This is a genomic window from Zoogloea sp. (assembly GCF_030157465.1).
GTDB lineage: Bacteria > Pseudomonadota > Gammaproteobacteria > Burkholderiales > Rhodocyclaceae > Zoogloea.
Genome location: NZ_JAOAUU010000139.1, coordinates 1 through 15,025, shown reverse-complemented (window position 1 = coordinate 15,025; position 15,025 = coordinate 1). Strand labels below are relative to the sequence as shown.

The following is a 15,025-nucleotide window of genomic DNA, read 5'->3' as shown; positions in this document are numbered from 1 at the left end:
TTGATGAAAATCCAGAACGACACGCATATGAGACACGTCATCTCCCTTGTCCTCGAGAATGAAGCCGGTGCGCTATCGCGCGTATCAGGCCTTTTTTCTGCACGAGGCTACAATATCGAATCCCTCACGGTGGCGCCTACCGAGGACGCTTCCCTGTCCCGGATGACGATCGTGACGTCCGGTTCGGACGATATCGTCGAGCAGATCACCAAGCAGCTGAACAAGTTGGTGGAAGTTGTGAAGGTGGTGGATCTGTCTGAGTCTGCCCACGTTGAGCGCGAGCTGATGCTTGTCAAGGTGAGGGCAACCGGCAAAGAACGCGAGGAAATGAAACGCATGGCTGACATTTTCCGCGGACGCATCATTGACGTGACCGACACGACTTACGTAATCGAACTGACCGGCACCCAGGCCAAGCTCGATTCCTTTGTCGGCGCCATTGATGCCGGGCTGATTCTCGAAACCGTGCGCTCCGGAATCTGCGGCGTTGGTCGTGGCGATCGGGTATTGAAAGTTTAATGCGGGGGATAGTGCAGGCCACCCCGGCCGGCACCCTCCCGCGATTTGCTCCTCTTTTGTCAGAAAGGCATGAAATGAAGGTTTTTTACGATAAGGATGCGGACCTCTCCCTGATCAAGGGCAAGCAGGTGACTATTGTTGGTTATGGCTCCCAGGGCCACGCCCACGCCCAGAACCTGAAGGAGTCCGGTGTCAATGTGACCGTCGGTCTGCGCAAGGATGGCGCTTCGTGGAGCAAGGCCGAGAAGGCTGGCCATAAGGTTCAGGAAGTAGCTGACGCCGTCAAGGGTGCAGATGTCGTCATGATTCTGTTGCCGGACGAGTCCCAGCCCGATGTCTACAAGAACGACATCGCCCCGAACATCAAGCAGGGCGGCACCCTGGCGTTTGCCCACGGCTTCAACGTTCACTACAACCAGATCGTCCCCCGCGCCGACCTGGACGTGATCATGATCGCCCCGAAGGGCCCCGGCCACACCGTGCGCTCCGAGTACCTCAAGGGTGGCGGTGTGCCGACCCTGATCGCCGTCTACCAGGACAAGTCCGGCAAGGCACGCGACATCGCCCTGTCCTACGCTGCTGCCAACGGCGGCACCAAGGGTGGCGTGATCGAGACCAACTTCCGCGAAGAAACCGAAACCGACCTCTTCGGCGAGCAGGCTGTGCTCTGTGGCGGCGCTGTCGAGCTGGTTAAAATGGGTTTCGAAACCCTGACCGAAGCTGGCTATGCTCCGGAAATGGCCTACTTCGAGTGTCTGCACGAGCTGAAGCTGATCGTTGATCTGATGTACGAAGGCGGCATCGCCAACATGAACTACTCCATCTCCAACAACGCGGAGTATGGCGAGTATGTAACCGGCACTGAAGTCATCAATGAGCAGTCCCGTGTTGCCATGCGCAATGCACTGAAGCGCATCCAGACCGGCGAGTACGCCAAGATGTTCATTCTGGAAGGCAAGACCAACTACCCGGCCATGACTGCTCGTCGTCGTCTGAACGCCGCTCACCCGATCGAAGTGGTCGGCGAACAGCTGCGTGACATGATGCCGTGGATCAAGGCCAACAAGCTGGTTGACCAGTCCAAGAACTGATCAGGTCTGCCTTGATTAGCGCACGGGGGACGAAAGTCCCCCGTGTCGTTTTCGGGGCCTGATGCTTTTTCCTGCGTTACAATCGCATTCGACTTTACCCATCGCCCCTGTCCATGGCCGATCTGCAATCCCGCAAGCCCCTGCTCAACCCGGAACGGCGTCGCCGGGGTATCTATATTCTTCCCAACCTGTTCACGACGGCAGCGCTGTTTGCCGGTTTCTACGCCATCGTGCAGGCAATGAACGGCCTTTATGAGCAAGCCGCGGTGGCTATCTTCATCGCGATGGTGCTAGACGGCCTGGATGGCCGCGTGGCGCGTCTGACGCGCACCCAGAGTGCCTTTGGCGCCGAATACGACTCCCTGTCGGACATGGTTTCCTTTGGCGCGGCTCCTGCGCTCATCGTGTATGAATGGGCGCTCAAAGGCATGGGCAAGCTGGGCTGGATGGCAGCCTTCATCTACTGCGTTGGCGCTGCGCTGAGATTGGCGCGCTTCAACACCAACATTGATGTCGTCGACAAGCGCTATTTTCAGGGGCTTCCCAGCCCGGCTGCCGCGGCGCTTGTTGCGGGTCTCGTCTGGGTTGTCATCGACAACGGCATTGCCGGCCCGGACGTGCGCTGGTATGCGTGTGCTCTGACGATCTTCGCCGGCGTGTCGATGGTGAGCAACGTGCTGTTTTACAGTGGTAAGGAGATCAACCTTCGCCGCAGCGTTCCCTTCATTGTCATCATTGCCTTCGTGCTGGGCTTTCTGCTGGTATCCAGCTATCCGCCGGGCGTCTTGTTCGGGCTCTTTCTCTGCTATGCGGTTTCCGGCTATGTGCTCGGTTTCTGGGGCTGGCTGAAGGGGCGCAAGCGCAGCAGTGCGGTTGCCGAGCCTGAAAAACCTGATTTATAGTCTTTCGACTTTCGACGACGGGAGCCTGCATTCAGGGGCTCTGGCGCTCTGCATACATCACCCAGTTTCCGATTTGTTCCCGCCGGATTGAACGGCCGGGAGATCGCTCAATCCAATTAGACAGACCCCGGCAGGAGCTCATCATGAACGACCAGTTGATCATTTTCGACACGACCTTGCGCGACGGCGAACAAAGCCCCGGTGCATCGATGACGCGGGATGAGAAGCTGAGGATCGCCCGTCAGCTGGAGCGCATGAAGGTCAATGTGATCGAGGCGGGATTCGCGGCTGCGTCCAATGGCGACTTCGAGGCGGTTCGTGCTGTGGCGGAGGCGATCAAGGATTCGACGGTCTGTTCGCTCGCGCGTGCCAACGAACTGGACATTCGCCGGGCCGGTGAGGCCATTCGTCCGGCAGCCTCGAAGCGCATTCATACCTTCATTGCCACCAGCCCCATCCACATGGAGAAAAAGCTGCGCATGTCGCCCGACCAGGTTGTCGAGCAGGCAGTGAAGGCGATTGGCTGGGCGCGTGAATACACGGACGACATCGAGTTTTCGGCTGAGGATGCCGGTCGTTCGGAAATTGATTTTCTGTGCAGGATCTTCGAGGAGGTCATCAAGGCCGGTGCGACGACCATCAACGTGCCGGATACGGTGGGCTACAACGTTCCCGAGCAGTTCGCCGCCACGCTTCGGACGCTGATCGAGCGTGTGCCGAATTCCGATAAGGTTGTGTGGTCGGTGCATTGTCATAACGATCTTGGCCTTGCCGTTGCCAATTCGCTTGCGGCTGTTCGCGCTGGAGCGCGTCAGGTCGAGTGTACGGTGAATGGCCTTGGCGAGCGCGCAGGCAATGCGTCGCTGGAAGAGATTGTCATGGCGGTACGTACCCGTCGGGACATTTTCGAGTGCGATACGCGTATCGATACGACGCAGATCGTGCCGGCCTCGAAGCTGGTGTCCGGGATCACCGGTTTTCCGGTGCAGCCCAACAAGGCGATTGTCGGAGCGAACGCCTTTGCCCACGAGTCGGGCATCCACCAGGATGGTGTGCTCAAACACCGTGAAACCTACGAGATCATGCGCGCCGAGGATGTGGGCTGGAGCGCCAACAAGCTTGTGATGGGCAAGCATTCGGGCCGCAATGCCTTCCGCTCGCGTCTTCAGGAACTGGGTGTGGTGATCGAGTCCGAGGAGCAGCTGAACAATGCTTTTGCCCGTTTCAAGGCGCTAGCCGACAAGAAGCATGAGATTTTCGACGAAGATCTGCAGTCGCTCATGAGCGATGACAGTTCGGAGCCGCAAGAGCATTTCCGACTGGTATCGTCGGCTTTCCATTCCGAAACCGGTGAAACGCCGTGCGCGCGGGTAACCCTGTCTGTGGATGGGCGGGAGCAGAAAGTTGAATCCTGTGGCTCGGGTCCGGTTGATGCTGCTTTCAAGGCGATCGAGAGTATTGCCGACAGCGGTGCTCAGTTGCTGCTGTACTCGGTCAATGCGATTACCACCGGTACCGATGCGCAGGGCGAAGTGACCGTACGTCTTTCGAAGGACGGTCGCGTGGTGAATGGGCAGGGGGCCGATACGGACATCATCGTCGCATCGGCCAAGGCCTATCTCAATGCGCTCAACAAGTTGCAGGGGAGCACTGAGAGGCTGAACCCTCAAGTTTGAGGGTCAGGCAGGCGCAAGTGGATTGCTCAGGTTTCGCGCTGCGAGGCCTGAGCCAGTCGTGACGGTGCGGTGTTGCGGGCGTAGAACATCGTGGCCATGAAGAAAATCACGCTCAATACGGCCTCCGCCAACGCCAGTGCGTTGCCGGGGGCCGCGTCATTTGTGCGGATCACGCCTTCTGTCAGGTAGAGCAGGATCATCATCGTGCTCCACTGGTATGTGTAGCGATTGCCGCGCAGGATGCCGAACAGCGCGAACATCAGGGGCAGCACTTTCAAGGTCATCCAGGAGCCGCCGGGGCGCAGCGGCGCCAGGATCGCCTCCCAGGCGAGACAGAGGGCGATCAGTGCCAGAAGGCTGATGCTGGCAATCAGGGACAGGGTTTTTGGTTTCATCGGGTGGAGAGCTTCAAGGCGGTTTCTGCAAGGCGTTTGCCGAGGGCGACGGCGAGCCGTTTTTCCTCGTCGGTGAGGCTGGTATTGTTCTCGTTGCCGGCAACGTGAGTCGCACCGTAAGGTGAGCCTCCGCTTTGGGTCCGGGTCAGGTCGGGTTCCGAGAAGGGCAGGCCAAGAATCAGCATGCCATGGTGAAGCAGCGGCGTCATCATCGACAGCAGGGTGCTCTCCTGGCCGCCGTGCTGGCTTGCCGATGAGGTGAAGACAGAGGCTGGCTTGCCGGCAAGCGCGCCGGAAAGCCAGGGGCCGGCGGTTCCGTCGAGAAAATATTTCATGGGTGCTGCCATGTTGCCGAAGCGCGTGGGGCTGCCGAGGGCGAGACCGATGCATTCCTCGAGATCCTGCGCCTCGGCGTAGGGGGCGCCGCTGTCAGGGATATCGGCTTCGGTTGCTTCGCAGACGGTGGATATTCGTGGTACGGTCCGCAGCCGCGCGGCGGCTCCGGGCACGGAATCGATGCCGCGGGCGACGAGTTCGGCAAGCGCACGAACCGAGCCGCGGTGGCTGTAGTAGAGAACGAGTACTTCCTGCATGGTTGGGCCTGTGAGACGGAAAGGCATTATACGTAAATGAACTCCCGCCCTGATTCCGGAGACGATTTCCGGCAGCGTGTTTCGGGGTTGGCGGTGTCTGTCCGCCATCTTCTGGTGGCGATCTGGCGGCGTTTCCGGGAGGGCCATTGTGCCCAGGTCGCCGCAAGTCTGGCTTTCACCACGCTGCTTTCGCTGGTGCCATTCGTTACCTTGGTGGCAGTCGTGTCGAGCAAGTTTCCCCAGTCTGCACATCTGGATGCCGCATTGCGGGGCTTTCTGCTTGATAACCTCCTGCCTGACAAGGCTGGCAAGGTGATCGCAGGCTATGCGATCCAGTTTAGCCAGAAGGCGACAAACCTGACGATTGCCGGCGCATTTGCCCTGGTTGTAACTGCAGTTTTATTGATGAAGACCATCGATCAGGTGCTCAACCAGATCTGGATGGTTCGCAGTCGTCGTCCGTGGGCGACCCGTCTGGCTGCGTACTGGATGGCCTTGTCTTTCGGGCCGATCCTGCTGGCTGGCGGCGTGTTTCTCGCCAGTGCCATGCTGAGTATGTCGTTGAATATCGTGAACGAGCCCGTCTGGCTTGAAGCGGCAGGGCTGCGGTTTATCTCGGTGGCGGTGCTGAGTGGTGTTTTTGCAATGCTCTACTACGCCGTGCCGCATTGCAGTGTGCGTCTTGGTGATGCGGTGGTGGCGGGCGTCCTGGCGGCTGTCGGGCTGTCGGTCATGCAGCGGCTGTTCAGCTTTTATCTGATTCATTTTCCGAGCTACACGCTGGTGTATGGCGCGTTTGCCGCAGTGCCGATTTTCCTGTTGTGGCTGTACCTGTCGTGGATCGTGATTCTGCTCGGGGCGGTGGTGGCGGCGGTACTGCCTGAGCGTAATCTGCGCCGCCGCCCCTTGCCGGTGTTTCCGGGGCGACGTCTTTATGTCGCGCTGCAGATAATTGCCGAGCTCGTCGAAGCGCAGCGGGAGGGAGGGCAGCGTGATGTGGATGTGTTGGCGGACGCGGCCCGTTGCGGGCATGGCGAGGTTCGTGAGCTGCTCGAAGTTCTGGAGTGCGCGAGGATTGCTGCGCGCAGGGAAGACGGGGGCTGGCTGCTGGCGCGAGCCGCGGAGGATGTTCTGCTTGCCGAGGTTGCCCGCTTGTTTGCGTGGAATCTGCCCGCTTCGGCCAGCCTTCCTGTTGCGGGCACCGAAGCGGGAATTGATTCACGCTGGCGTGATCTGGTGAGTGCCCTGGATGCCGCGGCGGCGATTCCGATTGACACGCTGGCCACGAAGCGGACCTGACGTCGCTTATAGGGGGTAAGGGTCGATCTCGTACTGGAAAAGCTCTATCGCCGGGGTCTGCATGTCAAGGCTGAGCAGGCGCCCCTGTGCGATATACAGGCGCTGGGTGTCGGAAACCAGCATGAAGCGTCGAGCGGAATACGTGCCGGCAGGAGCAAGGATTGCTTGTTGGCGTCCGAGTGCTGCGACTGGAGGCAGGACAAGCGCAGGTCGCATTGGGCGTGTTTGCTCGGCATTGCGGAAGCCGACCGACACCGGCTTGGCCGTATTGGCGAGAACCTGCAGGCCGAGTTCGACTTGTTCCGGAGTTTCGGTCCGGATCCAGCGCACGACGCAGAGTGTCCAGGGCTCTTCGTCGCCACGGCGTATTGCTATGGCGATTCCCGGCGTCAGGTTGTTCGCTGTTCCGGTGACCTGCATGATCGCGTAGCCGGTAGGGCTTTCGTTTACAACCATCCACTCGGTTGCGTAACGTGACTGGCGGGTGGAGCCAGGCTCCCGGAGCATCTTCCAGATTGCGTCCAGCCCGCTGCAGACACTTACAGCATAGCGGTTGCGACGGCGCGAGTGCTCCCGGTGGGGAGGTGACGCCCAGTATTCCCTGACTCTGCGCAGCAGCGTTGCTGTTGCGGTACGCTCAAGGCCCGGGGGAAGCCCGACTGGTGCAGGGCCGTCTCCCTCGAGTTGTTCGATCAGGGAGGTTGTTCGACGCGCCAGTTCCTCGGCCGTGAAATAAATGAGGCCTTCCACCGCAGGCGGTTCCCGGCGGTTGATCGAGATCGGCGGAGTATCCTGATCCGGGTCTATCCATAGCCACCCGAGTCCGCCTTCGCCCGGTGGGGTGTGGCGGATGAGCGTGTTTTTGGCGTTACTGGCGAGATACTCGGCCAACCAGTTGATTTCGTGACCGCTGAGGCCTTCTGGCTGGGTCGAAGAAAATGCCAGCAGGTATTTGTAGGCCCGAAGCGTGGTGTCTGGAATGCTGCCGGGTTTGCTGTCGGCCGTCGCCTCGGAACGACTGCCGAGAAAGAATGCATGGGCACGCAGCCAGAACTCGAAGGGCGCGCTGTTGCCCGCAAGGTGCGCAATCGTGAGTTGTTCGCCCAGAATTTCCAGGGCCTTCGCACTGATTGTCTCCGGGTTGCGGCGCATGGTTCGCACGAGGCGATGGCGCACTTCGGCAAGCACTTCTTCGTAGCCGGCGGCCACCTTGCCAAGAGCGGCCACCAAACGTGTCGCTGCGCGGTGCAGGTTGACGGTGAGCGGCAGCGGTGCGCTGGCGAAGCGTTCGCGAAACAGGCGACTTATAGCCAGCGCGCGCGTATGCAACAAGTCGATGCAGCGATGGAACTGGTTGCGGCTGATTTCCGGGCGCCCGAGTTCGTCGAGGTGACGGACGAGTGCAGCCAGCTCCAGATCCGCGTCGGCGGAAAGTTCTGTAGCGAGCCAGTCGAGGACTGGAGCTGTGCGGTCGGAATGGGGGGAGTCGGCGACGCTCATTGCCTGCGGTATTTCGAAGCTAGACAGATATTGTAATTAAGTTCCCGGAAATCATGTGCTCTGAATGACCGCCGAAGGGCGTACCGGGTGTCGTGCCGGTGGAGGTGCCGCCGGCTTGCTGTTCCAGACGCAATTTGCACGCGGGATTTCTTGCTGTTTTCCGGTTCGTGATTTATGATCCAACGTTTTTCCAATTCCATCGGATCAGGAACAGTTATGGTTGTTATTCGTCTTGCCCGCAGTGGTTCCAAGAAGCGCCCTTTCTACAACATCGTTGCCGCCGATTCCCGCAATCGTCGTGACGGCCGTTTCATCGAGCGCGTTGGCTACTACAACCCGGTTGCTTCCGGCAACGAAAAGGGTCTCGTCGTGAACGTCGAGCGTCTTGCTTACTGGCAAGGTACCGGCGCCCAGCTGTCTGATACCGTCGCTCGTCTGGTCAAGCAGTCAGCCAAAGCAGCAGCCTGATCCGTCTGGCTTCGCGTGCAGAATGATCTTGCTTCAACTGAATCGCCGATGATTGTTCTTGGGCGAATTGCGGCTCCCTTCGGGGTCTCCGGCTGGCTCAAGGTCCATCCCTTCGGGGATGATCCCTTGTCCTGGAAAAAGATGCCCCAGTGGTGGTTGGGCGTCGATCCGGACGGCAAGGAGTGGGTTCCTCATACCCTCAGCGGGTGCAAGGAACACGGCAAGGGTGGCGTCGTTGCAGCCTTTGTCGAGGTGCCTGATCGCAATGCCGCCGAAGCTGTCACGGGATATTACATCGCTGCTCCGCGGGAAGCTTTGCCGGCGCCCGACCAGGATGAGTACTATTGGGCCGACCTCGTCGGTTTGACTGTACGTAACGCGTCTGGGCTTGTGCTTGGCACTGTCAGTGGCTTGTTGTCTACCGGCGCGCACGATGTGCTGCAGGTGCAGGACGGTGAGACCGAGCGGTTGATTCCGTTTGTTGCACATTATGTGACTGCCGTTGATGTGGCGGCGCGTTGCATCACCGTCGAATGGGAAGCTGACTGGTAATGACTGTAATGGGCCGCAAGGCTTACGACGTCGTTACGTTGTTTCCAGAAATGTTTTCCGCGCTGTCGGGTTTCGGTATTACCGGCCGGGCGCGGGAGCGTGGGCTCTACGAGCTCAACTGCTGGAATCCCAGGGATTTTGCCGAAGATCGCCATCGTACGGTCGATGATCGTCCTTATGGCGGCGGTCCGGGTATGGTGATGCTGCCGCTGCCACTCGAGAAGTCGATTGTTGCGGCGAAAGCTCGGCAGAACGCTTCAGTCGGCGCGGCAGGCAAGGTTATCTATCTGTCTCCTCAGGGACGTCCGCTCGATCATCGGCGGGTTCTTGAGTTGGTTGCAGAGCCCGCGGTGATTTTGCTGTGCGGTCGTTATGAAGGTGTTGATCAGCGTTTGATTGAGCGCTGTGTCGACGAGGAGATCTCCCTCGGTGATTTCGTCCTCTCTGGCGGCGAGCTTCCGGCGATGGTTTTGCTGGACGCGATGATTCGGCAATTGCCGGGCGCGTTGAATGACGAAGACTCAGCGGTCGAGGATTCTTTTGTGGATGGTCTGCTGGATTGTCCGCATTACACCCGACCCGTCGTATACGAGGGAATGGCAGTACCGGATGTGCTGTTGTCAGGCAATCACGCTGAAATTCGGCGTTGGCGTCTGCAGCAGTCTCTTGGTCAGACTCGCTTGCGGAGGCCGGATCTGTTGGCTGGCCGCACGTTGAGCAAGGAAGAATTCCGGCTGCTGGAAGCATTCCGGCAGTCAGAACAGAAGGTGGAAAGCTAGTTTTCTGCTTTCATAAAAAAGGCGTGTACCAGGTGGCGACCTGCTCTGCACGAACGGCCCAAGGCCTTATTATTTTTTGGAGTTACGCATGAACCTCATTGATCAGCTGGAACAGGAAGAAATCGCCCGTCTTACCCAGGGCAAGGCAATCCCGGAATTCGCTCCTGGCGACACCGTGATTGTTCAAGTCAAGGTGAAGGAAGGCACGCGCGAGCGTCTGCAGGCTTACGAAGGCGTTGTCATTGCCAAGCGTAACCGCGGTCTCAACTCCGGCTTCATCGTTCGCAAGATCTCCTCCGGCGAAGGTGTGGAGCGTACGTTCCAGACCTACTCTCCGCTGGTTGCCAGCATCGAAGTGAAGCGTCGCGGTGATGTGCGTCGCGCCAAGCTTTACTATCTGCGTAGCCGCTCCGGCAAGTCGGCGCGGATCAAGGAAAAGCTGGACTACAAGTCCTTTGCTGCAAAGGCTGCTGCCAAGGCTTGATTCCTGGTGGTGCAAAGGAAAAACGGAACCTCGGTTCCGTTTTTTTTCGTGTGCAGTCCGGGAGTTTTCCGGTTTGCCCGCCGCTTCCGGCGGGCTGGACATGGAATTATTTCGCGCGCTTGTCTTGCTCGATGAGTGCGTATGCCGAGTGGTTGTGAATCGATTCGAAGTTCTCGGATTCGACCACGAAGGCGTCGATGCGCGGCTCACTGTTCATCACGCCAGCAACGTCGCGGACCATGTCTTCGACAAACTTGGGGTTGTCGTAGGCGCGTTCTGTAACGTATTTTTCATCCGGGCGCTTGAGCAGGCCGTAGAGTTCGCAGGATGCCTGGGCTTCGACCATCTGCACCAGCTCTTCAATCCACAGGTGGTCGTTGGTGGTGGTGGTGACGGTGACGTGGGAGCGCTGATTGTGGGCGCCGTAGGCTGAGATTTTCTTGGAGCACGGGCACAGGCTGGTGACCGGAACCACAACTTTCATGGTGAACTCGTAGATGCCGCCGGCACGGATTTCACCGATGAAGGTGACTTCGTAGTCCATCAGGCTTTGCACGCCGGAAACCGGGGCGGCCTTGTTGATGAAGTAGGGGAAGGTCATTTCGACGTGGCCGGTTTCGGCCTCGAGCTTTTGCACCATTTCCCGCAGCATCGGCTCGAAGGATTCGACCGAGATCTCGCGTTCGTGGCTGTTGAGGATCTCCACGAAGCGGGACATGTGGGTGCCCTTGAAGTTGTGCGGCAGACCAACGTACATGTTGAAAACGGCGATGGTGTGTTGCACCCCTCCGTTTTTGTCCTGCACTTTTACGGGATGGCGAATGGACTTGATGCCAACCTTGTTGATGGCCAGCTGGCGGGAATCCGCTGAACTCTGGACGTCCGGAATGGGGGTGGGGGCTTCACACGTGGTCATGACTGTTCTCGGTAGGTCTCGTTGGGGAGTGGGGCTCTAAGGCCCCTCGATAGGTTTGATCCTATCATTCCCGACAAAAGCACTCAACTATTCGGCCGATAGGCCTTTTCAATGTTCTTCAGGATGCCTGCGGCGTCGAGACCGATTTCGGCAAGGAGCTGACTCTGGTCGCCGTGGTCGATGAAGCGATCGGGCAAACCCAGCTGCAGCAGGCGTACTGGGCTGCCGGCTGCCTGGAGGACGCGAGCAATTTCCGAGCCGGCGCCGCCGATCACCGCGTTTTCTTCGAGGCTGACCAGCAGTTCATGTGTGCTGGCGAGTTCGAGGATGAGATCCTGGTCGATGGGTTTCACGAAGCGCATGTTGGCGACCGTGGCATCGAGCTGTTCGCCGACCTGCAGGGCCTGGCCGAGAAGACTGCCGAAGGCGAGCAGCGCAGTGCGCTTGCCTTTGCGGCGGATTTCGCCCTTGCCGATGGGAAGCAGGCTCATTGCGGTTTCGGGCTTGGCGCCCAGGCCACCGCCGCGCGGGTAGCGGACGGCAGTGGGGCCGTTGTGCTGGTAGGCGGTGTGGAGCATCTGCCGGCATTCGTTCTCGTCAGCGGGGCAGAAGATCGTCAGATTGGGAATGCAGGCCAGGAAGGAAAGATCGAAGGCGCCGTGGTGGGTGGCTCCGTCGGCGCCGACCAATCCGGCGCGGTCGATGGCCATCATCACCGGCAGGTTCTGCAGCGCGATGTCGTGGATGAGCTGATCGTAGGCGCGCTGCAGGAAGGTGGAGTAGATCGCCACCACAGGCTTGAAGCCTTCGCAGGCGAGGCCGCCGGCGAAGGTCAGGGCGTGCTGCTCGGCGATACCTACGTCGTAGTAGCGATCGGGGTATTCGTGGGCGAAACGGACCATGCCCGAGCCTTCGCGCATTGCCGGTGTGATGGCAACCAGGCGTTTGTCGATGGCGGCCATGTCGCACAGCCAGTCGCCGAAGACCTGGGTGTAGGTGAGCTTGCCGCCACCTTTGGCATCCCCCCCGGTGGCAATGCCGGCGGTATGGTCGAATTTGGATACGCCGTGGTAGAGGATCGGGTCGGCCTCGGCCAATTTGTAGCCCTGACCCTTGCGGGTGATCACGTGCAGGAACTGGGGCCCCTTGAGGGTGCGCAGATTCTGCAGGGTGGGGAGCAGGGCTTCAAGGTCGTGGCCGTCGATGGGGCCGATGTAGTTGAAGCCAAATTCCTCGAACATGGTGCCGGGCATGACCATGCCCTTGACGTGCTCTTCGGTGCGGCGGGCCAGTTCGATGACCGGCGGCGGCAGGGTTTCGAGGACGCGTTTGCCGATCTTGCGGGCGCCGTTGTAAAGGCGGCCGGACAGCAGCCGGGAGAGGTGCTTGTTGAGGGCGCCCACCGGCGGTGAGATGGACATCTCGTTGTCGTTGAGAATGACCAGCAGGTTGGTGTCGTGGATGTCACCGGCGTTGTTGAGTGCCTCGAAGGCCATGCCGGCAGTCATCGCGCCGTCTCCGATCACGGCGATCGCGCGACGGTCTTCGCCGCGCAGGCGGGCTGCTTCGGCCATGCCGAGCGCGGCAGAGATCGAGGTGGATGAGTGTGCTGTGCCGAAGGTGTCGTAGGGGCTTTCGCTGCGCCGCGGAAACCCGGACATTCCCTGGTACTGGCGCAGGCTGGCCATGCCCTTCCTGCGGCCGGTGAGCACCTTGTGAGCGTAGGTTTGATGGCCGACGTCCCAGACGATGCGGTCTTCGGGGGTATTGAAGACGTAGTGCAGTGCGATGGTGAGCTCAACCGTGCCCAGGTTGGACGACAGGTGACCACCGGTGCGGGATACGGAATCGATCAGGAAGTGGCGCAGCTCGTTGGCCAGGGTGGGAAGTTCGTCCGGCTCAAGCTTGCGCAGGTCTGCGGGCGACGCGATCCTGTCCAGCAGGCTGGTGCGGGGTTGGGCTGGCTGCGTTGCGTGAGGCATTCCGGGTTACCGGGTGGTTGATCGGTGTTGTTCGAGTTGCGCCTGGCCGGCTTCAGAACTGGCGGCGGACGATGTAGCGCGTCAGTTCCGCGAGGCGCTGGCTGGCATCGCCGAAGGCGGCGAGGCGGCCGAGGGCTTCTGCGCACATTTCTTCGGCCAGCTCGCGGGCGCGGTTTACGCCAAGCAGGCTCACGTAGGTGGGCTTGTCGTTGGCGGCGTCCTTGCCGGCAGTCTTGCCGAGGGTGGCGGTGTCGGCTTCGGTGTCGAGGATGTCGTCCACCACCTGGAACAGCAGGCCGATAACCTTGCCTACATGGTCGAGGGAAGCCATTTCATCATCGCCGAGCCGGCGGCCGCATTGTACGCCAAGGTTGATCGAAGCCCGGATCAGCGCACCGGTTTTGTGGATGTGCATGAACTCCAGTTCGGCGAGACTGAGCTGGACGCCGACCGCGGCCAGGTCGATGGCTTGCCCGCCGCACATGCCGCGGGAGCCCGAGGCGAGGGCGAGCTGGCGGATCATGGCGATCTGACCCTGGGGATCGTCGCACACCGGCGCGTCGGCTATGTGCAGGAAGGCCTGGGTCTGAAGTGCGTCGCCCACCAGCAGTGCGGTGGCTTCGTCGTATTCGACGTGAACGGTGGGCTTGCCGCGGCGCAGGACGTCGTCGTCCATGCAGGGCATGTCGTCATGGACCAGCGAATAGGCGTGGATCATCTCGATGGCGCAGGCGACCCTGTCGAGGCGTTCGGGCGTGGCACCGCTGAGCTGGCCCGCAGCATGTACGAGCAGCGGACGGACCCGCTTGCCGCCGCCCAGCGCGGCGTAGCGCATGGCTTCATGCAGGCGGGCGGGCGCGATGTCGGCGGCCGGGAGCGCGCGGTCGAGGGCGGTTTCGGTGCGCTGCTGGATGTCGCTCATCCATTGACTGAAGGTGACGGCGGTCATGGCTGGGTGTCTCCTGGTGTGACGTCGGCTTCGAGTACCCGGATGGTTTGCTCGGCCTTGGTGAGTTGACCCTGGCATTGGCGGAGCAAAGCGGTGCCGCGCTCGTAAGCAGCGAGTGCCTGCTCGAGCGGCAGTTGTCCGTTTTCCATCTGCTGGACGATGGATTCCAGTTCGGTGACGGCGGATTCGAAGCTGGCTGATTTACTTGAAGGTGTCTTGACCATGTTGACCTGACCGTACGCGGCCGGAATCGGGGTGAGGCAAACCGTAAAAATAGCCTATCGCCGGGCTTTAGGTCAAACCGGTAATATCATATAATGCTCGGCTTTACGTTTCGGGCTTTCGCTTTGAATCAGGGGGTTCGGGATGTCTGACATCGCCTCTCAGGCACTTCTTTCGTCGGCAGTCTCCCAATTGCCGGTTTCTTGGTATTCGGACGAAAAGCTTTTCGAACTGGAGAAGCGTCTCCTCTTCGATGCCGGTCCTGGCTACGTCGGTCATGAGCTGATGGTGCCGGAGGCCAATCAGTTCCGCTCGCTCGAATGGCTGGACCATTCAAAGACGCTGATCAACCGGGACGACGGTTTTTACCAGATGTCCAACATCTGTCGTCATCGTCAGGCAATCATGCTGCAGGGCTCGGGTGTGGCCGACCGGAACATCGTGTGTCCGATCCACCGCTGGACCTACAACCCGGATGGCTTGCTGATTGGTGCGCCGCATTTTCCGGAAAAGCCCTGCCTCGACCTGCAGCGCGACAAGCTCGAGCGCTGGCAGGGACTGTTGTTCAAGGGGCCGCGCTCCGCGAACGCAGATCTGGCGGGCATGCAGGTGGCTGGCGAACTGGATTTCTCCGGTTACAAACTCGATAAAGTCGAGATCCACGAGTGCAATTACAACTGGAAGACCTTTATCGAGGT

General features: G+C 60.1%; 17 protein-coding genes. 10 read left to right on the top strand and 7 right to left on the bottom strand.

What is annotated here, in order from left to right:
- Positions 1-27: 27 nt before the first annotated feature.
- From ilvN to Q1W26_RS17200, 4 genes are all read left to right on the top strand, one after another.
- The gene (gene ilvN / locus Q1W26_RS17215; RefSeq protein WP_300442739.1) at positions 28-519 is read left to right on the top strand and encodes an acetolactate synthase small subunit; all 492 of its coding nucleotides are present in this window, start codon (positions 28-30) and stop codon (positions 517-519) included.
- Between the two features lie 74 nt (positions 520-593).
- The gene (gene ilvC, locus Q1W26_RS17210; RefSeq protein WP_300442696.1) at positions 594-1,610 is read left to right on the top strand and encodes a ketol-acid reductoisomerase; all 1,017 of its coding nucleotides are present in this window, start codon (positions 594-596) and stop codon (positions 1,608-1,610) included.
- 113 nt (positions 1,611-1,723) lie between these two features.
- The gene (gene pssA / locus Q1W26_RS17205) at positions 1,724-2,512 is read left to right on the top strand and encodes a CDP-diacylglycerol--serine O-phosphatidyltransferase (protein WP_300442694.1); all 789 of its coding nucleotides are present in this window, start codon (positions 1,724-1,726) and stop codon (positions 2,510-2,512) included.
- A 143-nt stretch (positions 2,513-2,655) separates the two neighbouring features.
- Positions 2,656-4,188 (top strand): 2-isopropylmalate synthase, encoded by a 1,533-nt coding sequence (locus Q1W26_RS17200; protein ID WP_300442692.1) that lies wholly within the window; start codon positions 2,656-2,658, stop codon positions 4,186-4,188.
- A 26-nt stretch (positions 4,189-4,214) separates the two neighbouring features.
- Here the strand turns inward: Q1W26_RS17200 and Q1W26_RS17195 are convergent, their stop codons facing one another.
- Both Q1W26_RS17195 and wrbA read right to left on the bottom strand, forming a co-directional pair.
- Positions 4,215-4,583, bottom strand: coding sequence for a DUF2069 domain-containing protein (locus Q1W26_RS17195; protein ID WP_300442691.1), 369 nt, complete (start codon positions 4,581-4,583; stop codon positions 4,215-4,217).
- Positions 4,580-5,176, bottom strand: coding sequence for an NAD(P)H:quinone oxidoreductase (wrbA, locus tag Q1W26_RS17190; protein ID WP_300442689.1), 597 nt, complete (start codon positions 5,174-5,176; stop codon positions 4,580-4,582). The genes Q1W26_RS17195 and wrbA overlap by 4 nt, the downstream gene beginning before the upstream one ends.
- A 36-nt stretch (positions 5,177-5,212) precedes the next feature.
- On the opposite strand from wrbA, the gene Q1W26_RS17185 reads away from it, so the two are divergent.
- On the top strand, positions 5,213-6,475 hold the full coding sequence (locus Q1W26_RS17185) for a YihY family inner membrane protein (RefSeq protein WP_300442688.1): 1,263 nt from the start codon (positions 5,213-5,215) through the stop codon (positions 6,473-6,475).
- Between the two features lie 6 nt (positions 6,476-6,481).
- Here the strand turns inward: Q1W26_RS17185 and Q1W26_RS17180 are convergent, their stop codons facing one another.
- The gene (locus tag Q1W26_RS17180) at positions 6,482-7,975 is read right to left on the bottom strand and encodes a hypothetical protein (protein ID WP_300442686.1); all 1,494 of its coding nucleotides are present in this window, start codon (positions 7,973-7,975) and stop codon (positions 6,482-6,484) included.
- A gap of 216 nt (positions 7,976-8,191) precedes the next feature.
- Between Q1W26_RS17180 and rpsP the strand changes: the two genes are divergently transcribed.
- The 4 genes from rpsP to rplS all read left to right on the top strand — a co-directional run bounded on the left by rpsP (position 8,192) and on the right by rplS (position 10,258).
- Positions 8,192-8,443, top strand: coding sequence for a 30S ribosomal protein S16 (gene rpsP / locus Q1W26_RS17175; protein ID WP_300442737.1), 252 nt, complete (start codon positions 8,192-8,194; stop codon positions 8,441-8,443).
- 48 nt (positions 8,444-8,491) lie between these two features.
- A complete protein-coding gene (rimM, locus tag Q1W26_RS17170) occupies positions 8,492-8,995 on the top strand; it encodes a ribosome maturation factor RimM (RefSeq protein ID WP_300442736.1) in 504 nt (167 codons plus the stop codon).
- On the top strand, positions 8,995-9,774 hold the full coding sequence (gene trmD, locus Q1W26_RS17165; protein ID WP_300442684.1) for a tRNA (guanosine(37)-N1)-methyltransferase TrmD: 780 nt from the start codon (positions 8,995-8,997) through the stop codon (positions 9,772-9,774). The genes rimM and trmD overlap by 1 nt, the downstream gene beginning before the upstream one ends.
- 88 nt (positions 9,775-9,862) lie before the next feature.
- Positions 9,863-10,258 (top strand): 50S ribosomal protein L19, encoded by a 396-nt coding sequence (rplS, locus tag Q1W26_RS17160; RefSeq protein WP_300442682.1) that lies wholly within the window; start codon positions 9,863-9,865, stop codon positions 10,256-10,258.
- A gap of 106 nt (positions 10,259-10,364) precedes the next feature.
- Here rplS and folE2 read toward each other — a convergent pair whose 3' ends face one another.
- From folE2 to Q1W26_RS17140, 4 genes are all read right to left on the bottom strand, one after another.
- The gene (gene folE2, locus Q1W26_RS17155; protein WP_300442680.1) at positions 10,365-11,174 is read right to left on the bottom strand and encodes a GTP cyclohydrolase FolE2; all 810 of its coding nucleotides are present in this window, start codon (positions 11,172-11,174) and stop codon (positions 10,365-10,367) included.
- An 83-nt stretch (positions 11,175-11,257) separates the two neighbouring features.
- Positions 11,258-13,156 (bottom strand): 1-deoxy-D-xylulose-5-phosphate synthase, encoded by a 1,899-nt coding sequence (dxs, locus tag Q1W26_RS17150; protein WP_300442678.1) that lies wholly within the window; start codon positions 13,154-13,156, stop codon positions 11,258-11,260.
- A gap of 52 nt (positions 13,157-13,208) precedes the next feature.
- Entirely contained in the window at positions 13,209-14,105 is an 897-nt protein-coding gene (locus Q1W26_RS17145) for a farnesyl diphosphate synthase (RefSeq protein WP_300442676.1), read from the bottom strand.
- Entirely contained in the window at positions 14,102-14,329 is a 228-nt protein-coding gene (locus tag Q1W26_RS17140) for an exodeoxyribonuclease VII small subunit (RefSeq protein ID WP_300442675.1), read from the bottom strand. The genes Q1W26_RS17145 and Q1W26_RS17140 overlap by 4 nt, the downstream gene beginning before the upstream one ends.
- A gap of 142 nt (positions 14,330-14,471) precedes the next feature.
- Here Q1W26_RS17140 and Q1W26_RS17135 point away from each other — a divergent pair.
- On the top strand, positions 14,472-15,025 hold a 554-nt coding region (locus Q1W26_RS17135; RefSeq protein WP_300442673.1), incomplete at its 3' end, for a Rieske (2Fe-2S) protein.

Excerpts from the sequence above, each read along its gene's own strand:
- Q1W26_RS17185 (WP_300442688.1), top strand. The coding sequence starts at position 5,213 with ATGAACTCCCGCCCTGATTCCGGAGACGATTTCCGGCAGCGTGTTTCG.
- wrbA (WP_300442689.1), bottom strand. The coding sequence starts at position 5,176 with ATGCAGGAAGTACTCGTTCTCTACTACAGCCACCGCGGCTCGGTTCGT.
- rimM (WP_300442736.1), top strand. The coding sequence starts at position 8,492 with ATGATTGTTCTTGGGCGAATTGCGGCTCCCTTCGGGGTCTCCGGCTGG.
- rpsP (WP_300442737.1), top strand. The coding sequence starts at position 8,192 with ATGGTTGTTATTCGTCTTGCCCGCAGTGGTTCCAAGAAGCGCCCTTTC.
- Q1W26_RS17195 (WP_300442691.1), bottom strand. The coding sequence starts at position 4,583 with ATGAAACCAAAAACCCTGTCCCTGATTGCCAGCATCAGCCTTCTGGCA.
- Q1W26_RS17180 (WP_300442686.1), bottom strand. The coding sequence starts at position 7,975 with ATGAGCGTCGCCGACTCCCCCCATTCCGACCGCACAGCTCCAGTCCTC.
- ilvN (WP_300442739.1), top strand. The coding sequence starts at position 28 with ATGAGACACGTCATCTCCCTTGTCCTCGAGAATGAAGCCGGTGCGCTA.
- folE2 (WP_300442680.1), bottom strand. The coding sequence starts at position 11,174 with ATGACCACGTGTGAAGCCCCCACCCCCATTCCGGACGTCCAGAGTTCA.
- Q1W26_RS17145 (WP_300442676.1), bottom strand. The coding sequence starts at position 14,105 with ATGACCGCCGTCACCTTCAGTCAATGGATGAGCGACATCCAGCAGCGC.
- Q1W26_RS17200 (WP_300442692.1), top strand. The coding sequence starts at position 2,656 with ATGAACGACCAGTTGATCATTTTCGACACGACCTTGCGCGACGGCGAA.
- pssA (WP_300442694.1), top strand. The coding sequence starts at position 1,724 with ATGGCCGATCTGCAATCCCGCAAGCCCCTGCTCAACCCGGAACGGCGT.
- rplS (WP_300442682.1), top strand. The coding sequence starts at position 9,863 with ATGAACCTCATTGATCAGCTGGAACAGGAAGAAATCGCCCGTCTTACC.
- trmD (WP_300442684.1), top strand. The coding sequence starts at position 8,995 with ATGACTGTAATGGGCCGCAAGGCTTACGACGTCGTTACGTTGTTTCCA.
- dxs (WP_300442678.1), bottom strand. The coding sequence starts at position 13,156 with ATGCCTCACGCAACGCAGCCAGCCCAACCCCGCACCAGCCTGCTGGAC.
- ilvC (WP_300442696.1), top strand. The coding sequence starts at position 594 with ATGAAGGTTTTTTACGATAAGGATGCGGACCTCTCCCTGATCAAGGGC.
- Q1W26_RS17140 (WP_300442675.1), bottom strand. The coding sequence starts at position 14,329 with ATGGTCAAGACACCTTCAAGTAAATCAGCCAGCTTCGAATCCGCCGTC.